Below are 6,325 nucleotides of genomic sequence, written 5' to 3' on the forward strand. Positions count from 1 at the left end.
TCTGCCCGTGGGACTGGAACCTGGTCTTTAATGGTGTAGACCAGTACGGGGAGCTTGGCCTAGACCTTTAGGGGTGTCAAGGGTGTATAAGAAGGGCTGTCAGGTCCGTTATCGGACCGACACCTGAGCGGGCACAGTCCGCGCAGCCCGGTACGTGCCACCATGTGAGCCGCGACAGACGGAGGAGCCGGTGACGGCAGCAGCACAGGAGCCGAACCAGCGTGCCGCGCGGAGCGCGTCGTTGAGGGGTGGCGGCCGGGAGACGGGTGGGAGCATGGGCGAGGCAGGGAGTACAGAGACCGACGCGGGCGCGGCCCCGGGCGTCGGCCGCACCGCGCGCGTGCCCAAGTACTACCGCCTGAAGCGGCACTTGCTCGACATGACGGAGACGCTGCCGCCCGGCACCCCGGTCCCCCCGGAGCGCACGCTGGCCGCCGAGTTCGACACCTCGCGCACGACGGTGCGCCAGGCCCTCCAGGAGCTGGTCGTCGAGGGCCGCCTGGAGCGGATCCAGGGCAAGGGCACGTTCGTGGCCAAGCCCAAGGTCTCCCAGGCGCTGCAACTCACCTCGTACACCGAGGACATGCGGGCCCAGGGCCTGGAGCCCACCTCGCAGCTCCTGGACATCGGCTACATCACCGCCGACGACACCCTCGCCGGTCTTCTCGACATCAGCGCGGGCGGCCGGGTGCTCAGGATCGAGCGGCTGCGCCTTGCCAACGGCGAGGCCATGGCCATCGAGACGACTCATCTCTCCGCCAAGCGCTTCCCCGCCCTGCGCCGCTCCCTGGTCAAGTACACCTCGCTCTACACCGCGCTCGCCGAGGTCTACGACGTCCACCTCGCGGAGGCCGAGGAGACGATCGAGACCTCACTCGCCACTCCCCGCGAGGCCGGTCTGCTCGGCACCGACGTGGGCCTGCCGATGCTGCTCCTGTCCCGGCACTCCCTGGACGGCGGCGGTCAGCCGGTGGAATGGGTCCGCTCGGTCTACCGCGGCGACCGCTACAAATTCGTGGCACGCCTCAAGCGCCCCACCGACTGACCCGCGTACGGGGTCTGGCGCCGGGGAACCGTGCTGCTCTACGTTCCTCCCGTCATCGCATGATGAACGGGAGGACGACCCGGTGCGCACAGCGAATCCCCGATCCATCGTCATCTGGACCCTCGTCGCGCTGGTGGGCGCCGCGGGCTGGACCGTACTCGCGCTGGCGCGCGACGAGGAGGTGTCGGCGGCCTGGATGGTGGCCGCGGCCCTCGGCTCGTACGCCATCGCCTATCGCTTCTACTCCAAATTCATCGTCAACCGGGTCCTGAAGGTCGACAAGAGCCGGGCCACTCCGGCCGAGCGCCTGGACAACGGCATCGACTACCACCCGACCGACCGGCGCGTCCTGCTCGGCCACCACTTCGCGGCGATCGCGGGCGCGGGCCCGCTCGTGGGACCCGTACTGGCCGCGCAGATGGGATATCTGCCCGGCACCATCTGGATCATCGTCGGCGTGATCTTCGCGGGCGCCGTGCAGGACATGGTCGTCCTCTTCTTCTCCACACGGCGCGACGGCAAGTCGCTCGGCCAGATGGCACGCGAGGAGATCGGCCCCTTCGGCGGGGCCGCCGCGCTGCTCGCCGCGTTCGCCATCATGATCGTCCTGCTCGGGGTGCTCGCACTGGTCGTCGTGAACGCCCTCGCGGACTCGCCCTGGGGCACCTTCTCCATCGCGATGACCATCCCGATCGCGCTGTTCATGGGCTTCTACCTGCGCGTCCTTCGGCCTGGCCGGGTCAGCGAGGTCTCCCTCATCGGGATCACGCTGCTGCTCCTCGCGCTCGTCGCCGGGCGCTGGGTCGCCGAGTCGTCGCTCGCGGACACGTTCACACTGGCGCCGTCGACGCTGGTCATCTGGCTGGTGGCGTACGGATTCATCGCCTCGATCCTGCCGGTGTGGATGCTGCTCGCGCCCCGCGACTACCTCTCGACGTTCATGAAGATCGGCACGATCCTGCTGCTCGCGCTCGGCGTCGTCTTCACGCTGCCGACGCTGAAGATGGACCCGGTCACCGACTTCGCCTCACGCGGCGACGGGCCCGTGTTCGCCGGATCGCTCTTCCCGTTCGTCTTCATCACCATCGCCTGCGGCGCCCTGTCCGGCTTCCACGCCCTGATCTCCTCGGGCACGACGCCGAAGATGGTCCAGAAGGAGACGCAGATCCGGATGATCGGCTACGGCTCCATGCTGATGGAGTCGGCGGTCGCGGTCATGGCGCTCGTCGCGGCGAGCATCATCGACCCGGGCCTGTACTTCGCGATGAACGCACCGGCGGGTGTCATCGGGGACAACGTCCAGGCCGCGTCCCAGGCCGTCGCGGGGCTCGGCTACTCCATCTCGCCCGAGGACCTGGCACAGGCCGCCAAAAACGTCGAGGAGTCCTCGCTGCTCTCGCGCACCGGCGGTGCGCCCACCCTCGCGGTCGGGGTCTCCGAGATCTTCTCGAAGGTCACCGGCGACTCCATGAAGGCCTTCTGGTACCACTTCGCGATCATGTTTGAGGCGCTGTTCATCCTCACCGCGCTCGACGCGGGCACGCGCGTGGGCCGCTTCATGCTCCAGGACATGCTCGGGAACGTCTACAAGCCCTTCAAGAAGGTCAGCTGGAAGCCCGGGCTCATCATCACGAGCGCGGTCGTCACCGGCCTGTGGGGCTACTTCCTGTGGGTGGGCGTCCACGAGCCGCTCGGCGGGATCAACCAGCTCTTCCCGATCTTCGGCATCTCCAACCAGCTCCTCGCCGCGGTCGCCCTCGCCGTCTGCACGACGCTCCTGGTGAAGTCCGGGCGCCTCAAGTGGGCCTGGATCACCGGTATCCCGCTCGCCTGGGACGCGACGGTGACCCTGACCGCGAGCTGGCAGAAGGTGTTCTCCGACGATCCGCGCGTCGGCTTCTTCAAGCAGCGCTCGATCTACCAGGACGCGATCGACGACGGCAAGGTCCTGCCGCCCGCCAAGTCCATGGACGACATGCACACCGTCGTCACCAACTCCACGGTCGACGGCGTCCTGACGGCCGCGCTCGCCCTGCTCATCGTCGTCGTGATCGCGGACGCGGCCCGCATCTGCGTGAAGCACGTCCGCAACCCGCAGTCGTCGAAGCTGAGCGAGGCCCCGTACGTGGAGTCGAAGCTGACCGCGCCGGCCGGCCTCGTGGCGACCCCCGAGGAGAAGGCGGAACTGGCGGCGGCCAAGGCGTCCGACGACGCACGGGTCCCGTCATGACGTGGGTCCTGCGCGGGTTGCGCTGGGTGCGGTGGTATGCACGCGAGCTGACCGACGAGTCCGCGTACGACCGTTATGTCGCCCATACGCGCAAGACGCATCCCGGTGCATCCGTGCCCTCTCGGCGGGAGTTCGAGCGTATGCGGACGGATCAGCAGGAGGCGGACCCCCGGCAGGGATTCCGCTGCTGCTGAACCCCTGACGCCACCGTGCCGGGCAGGCCCGTCGGCCTGTCCGGCATCCGTCCGGTATCCGGACGGGGGTTCCATAGATCAACACTCTCGCTTAGATTTCCCGCACGTTAAAGGTGGGATAAGCGAGGGAGCGGAGCCGCGAAGTGTCAGATGCGCCTGAAGTGAGCAGACCGGTGATCACGCCGGTCCGCGTGGTCATTGCCCTCTGTCTCGTCGCGCCGTTCGTGGCGATGCTCTGGGTGAGCTCCTACGCGAAGGTCGACCCGACCTTCATCGGCATCCCGTTCTTCTACTGGTACCAGATGCTGTGGGTGCTCGTCTCCACCGGTCTCACCATGATCGCTTACAAGCTGTGGCAGCGTGACCAGCGCGCCCGCAAGGCCGAGCAGGCCCAGGGGGGTGCGACCCGATGACCGAGCTCGCAGCGGAGGGCGGCGTCAACGGCATCGCCCTCGCCGTCTTCATCTTCTTCTTCGCCGCCGTCACGGCGATGGGCTTTCTGGCCGCGCGCTGGCGCAAGGCCGAGACCGAGAGCCTGGACGAGTGGGGCCTTGGCGGCCGCTCGTTCGGCACCTGGGTCACGTGGTTCCTGCTCGGCGGCGACCTCTACACGGCGTACACCTTCGTGGCCGTCCCGGCGGCGATCTACGCGGCGGGCGCGGCCGGCTTCTTCGCCGTGCCGTACACGATCCTCGTCTACCCGCTGATCTTCACCTTCCTGCCGCGTCTGTGGTCCGTCTCGCACAAGCACGGGTACGTGACCACCTCGGACTTCGTGCGCGGCCGCTTCGGCTCCAAGGGGCTCTCGCTGGCCGTCGCGGTCACCGGCATCCTCGCCACGATGCCGTACATCGCGCTCCAGCTGGTCGGCATCCAGGCCGTGCTCGACGTCATGGGCGTCGGCGGCGGTCCCGACACGAACTGGTTCATCAAGGACCTGCCGCTCCTGATCGCGTTCGCGGTGCTCGCCGCGTACACGTACTCGTCGGGTCTGCGCGCCCCCGCGCTGATCGCGTTCGTGAAGGACGGCCTGATCTACCTCGTCATCGCCGTCGCGATCATCTACATCCCGATCAAGCTCGGCGGCTTCGACGCGATCTTCTCGGCGGCGGACGACAAGTTCTCCGCGGCCAACGAGGCGGCGGGCAAGCCCGTTGCGGGCCTCGCGCCGGGGCACACCGGGCAGTGGACCTACGCCACGCTCGCGCTCGGGTCCGCGCTCGCGCTGTTCATGTACCCGCACTCGATCACGGCGACGCTCTCCTCCAAGAGCCGCAACGTGATCCGCCGCAACACCACGATCCTGCCGCTCTACTCGCTGATGCTGGGCCTGCTCGCACTGCTCGGCTTCATGGCGATCGCGGCCGGGGTCAAGGTGGAGAACGGGCAGCTGGCGATTCCGCAGCTGTTCGAGAACATGTTCCCCGACTGGTTCACCGGCGTCGCGTTCGCCGCCATCGGCATCGGCGCCCTCGTGCCCGCCGCGATCATGTCGATCGCGGCCGCGAACCTCTTCACGAGGAACATCTACAAGGACTTCCTCAAACCGGACGCGACGCCCGAGCAGGAGACGAAAATCTCCAAGCTGGTCTCGCTCCTGGTGAAGGTGGGCGCGCTCGCCTTCGTCCTCACCATGGACAAGACGGTCGCGATCAACTTCCAGCTCCTGGGCGGCATCTGGATCCTGCAGACCATGCCCGCACTGGTCGGCGGCCTGTTCACGCGGTGGTTCCACCGCTGGGCACTGCTCGCCGGCTGGGCGGTCGGCATGATCTACGGAACGGCCGCCGCGTACGGGGTCGCCTCACCGACGCAGAAGCACTTCGGCGGCTCGTCGGACGAGATCCCCGGCATCGGCGAGATCGGCTACATCGGCCTCACGGCGTTCGTCCTGAACGTGTTGGTCACCGTGGTCATGACGTTCGTCCTGCGCGCCGTGAAGGCCCCTGACGGCGTCGACGAGACCTCTCCCGGCGACTACACGGCGGACGCCGGCGACCCCGGCGTCGTCGAGGAGCTGCCGCCGGCCACGGCGGGAGCGCCGGGCGGGCACTGAGCCGTCCTGACCCAGCCAATGACACGGGCCGCCGGAGCAATCCGGCGGCCCGTCGTCGTGTGCGTACGGCGTCACGAGGTCTTGTAGAGATCCGTCCGGACATGTGCGGCCGCCTTGGCCGCCGCGAGGACCGCCACGTCCTTGTCGGTGCCCGCGTTCACGAGGACGAGCACACCGCCGACCCGCACCTCGACCTTGTGACGCGCGATGCCGTCGTACTCGTCGCCGCCCGTGGTCCGCGTGCTCTCCACGATGGCTTCGTCGCCGAGGTCCGCCAGCTTCCCGGCCGTGTGGTGCTCCTCCACCGGGGCCGCCTCGGTGTCGACGGTGACGCGGGGGCATGCGTCGTTGAGCTGCCTGCGCAGTGCGACGTGGCGCTTCGCCCGCTCGACCGGCATCGAGACCAGGCTCACGTGGACGAACGGGTCCTCGTCCTCGATCGCGCCGGGGAAGGGGCGCACCGTCTGGCCCGCGCTGTTTCCCCGCAGGCGCGCCAACTCCTCGCGTGCCTCCTTGCCGGGAGCGCAGCTGCCCCAGTCGCCGTCGGCGTAATGCAGGCCGGAGAGGCCGGTGGTGACGTCGTACGCCCTGGCCTTCGGCCCGACCTCCTTCGCGGGGAGCAGCGCGGCCTTGAGCTCGGCCTCCGTGAAGACCTTGCGGGGGTCGGCCCTGCCGTCGACCCCGGCCTCCCCCGTCCGCTTCTGCGTCGGCACGGGCTTCGGAGCTCGGAGATTTGTATAATAGAAAGCCGCAGAGCCGGCTGCTCCCCCCCTGGCGCCAGAGCCACCGGCACCGCCCGT

At 68.6% G+C, this 6,325-nt stretch carries 6 protein-coding genes; 5 read left to right on the plus strand and 1 reads right to left on the minus strand.

From position 1 onward, the window contains the following. Positions 1-274: 274 nt before the first annotated feature. From ACQKIP_RS13205 to mctP, 5 genes are all read left to right on the plus strand, one after another. Positions 275-1,045, plus strand: coding sequence for a GntR family transcriptional regulator (locus ACQKIP_RS13205; RefSeq protein WP_365860553.1), 771 nt, complete (start codon positions 275-277; stop codon positions 1,043-1,045). A gap of 82 nt (positions 1,046-1,127) precedes the next feature. Next, complete coding sequence (locus ACQKIP_RS13210) at positions 1,128-3,275, plus strand: carbon starvation CstA family protein (protein ID WP_365860552.1); 2,148 nt, start codon at positions 1,128-1,130, stop codon at positions 3,273-3,275. Next, the gene (locus ACQKIP_RS13215; RefSeq protein WP_361181582.1) at positions 3,272-3,469 is read left to right on the plus strand and encodes a YbdD/YjiX family protein; all 198 of its coding nucleotides are present in this window, start codon (positions 3,272-3,274) and stop codon (positions 3,467-3,469) included. The genes ACQKIP_RS13210 and ACQKIP_RS13215 overlap by 4 nt, the downstream gene beginning before the upstream one ends. 143 nt (positions 3,470-3,612) lie before the next feature. Continuing rightward, on the plus strand, positions 3,613-3,882 hold the full coding sequence (locus ACQKIP_RS13220) for a DUF3311 domain-containing protein (RefSeq protein ID WP_361386397.1): 270 nt from the start codon (positions 3,613-3,615) through the stop codon (positions 3,880-3,882). Continuing rightward, positions 3,879-5,525, plus strand: coding sequence for a monocarboxylate uptake permease MctP (mctP, locus tag ACQKIP_RS13225; RefSeq protein ID WP_365860551.1), 1,647 nt, complete (start codon positions 3,879-3,881; stop codon positions 5,523-5,525). Before ACQKIP_RS13220 ends, mctP begins: the two co-directional genes overlap by 4 nt. Positions 5,526-5,596: 71 nt before the next feature. Here the strand turns inward: mctP and ACQKIP_RS13230 are convergent, their stop codons facing one another. Further along, positions 5,597-6,238: a hypothetical protein gene (locus ACQKIP_RS13230; protein ID WP_427743018.1), complete on the minus strand. Its 642-nt coding sequence runs from the start codon at positions 6,236-6,238 to the stop codon at positions 5,597-5,599. Positions 6,239-6,325: the final 87 nt, after the last annotated feature.

It is taken from the genome of Streptomyces sp. NPDC059900, assembly GCF_050270335.1.
Taxonomy (GTDB): domain Bacteria; phylum Actinomycetota; class Actinomycetes; order Streptomycetales; family Streptomycetaceae; genus Streptomyces.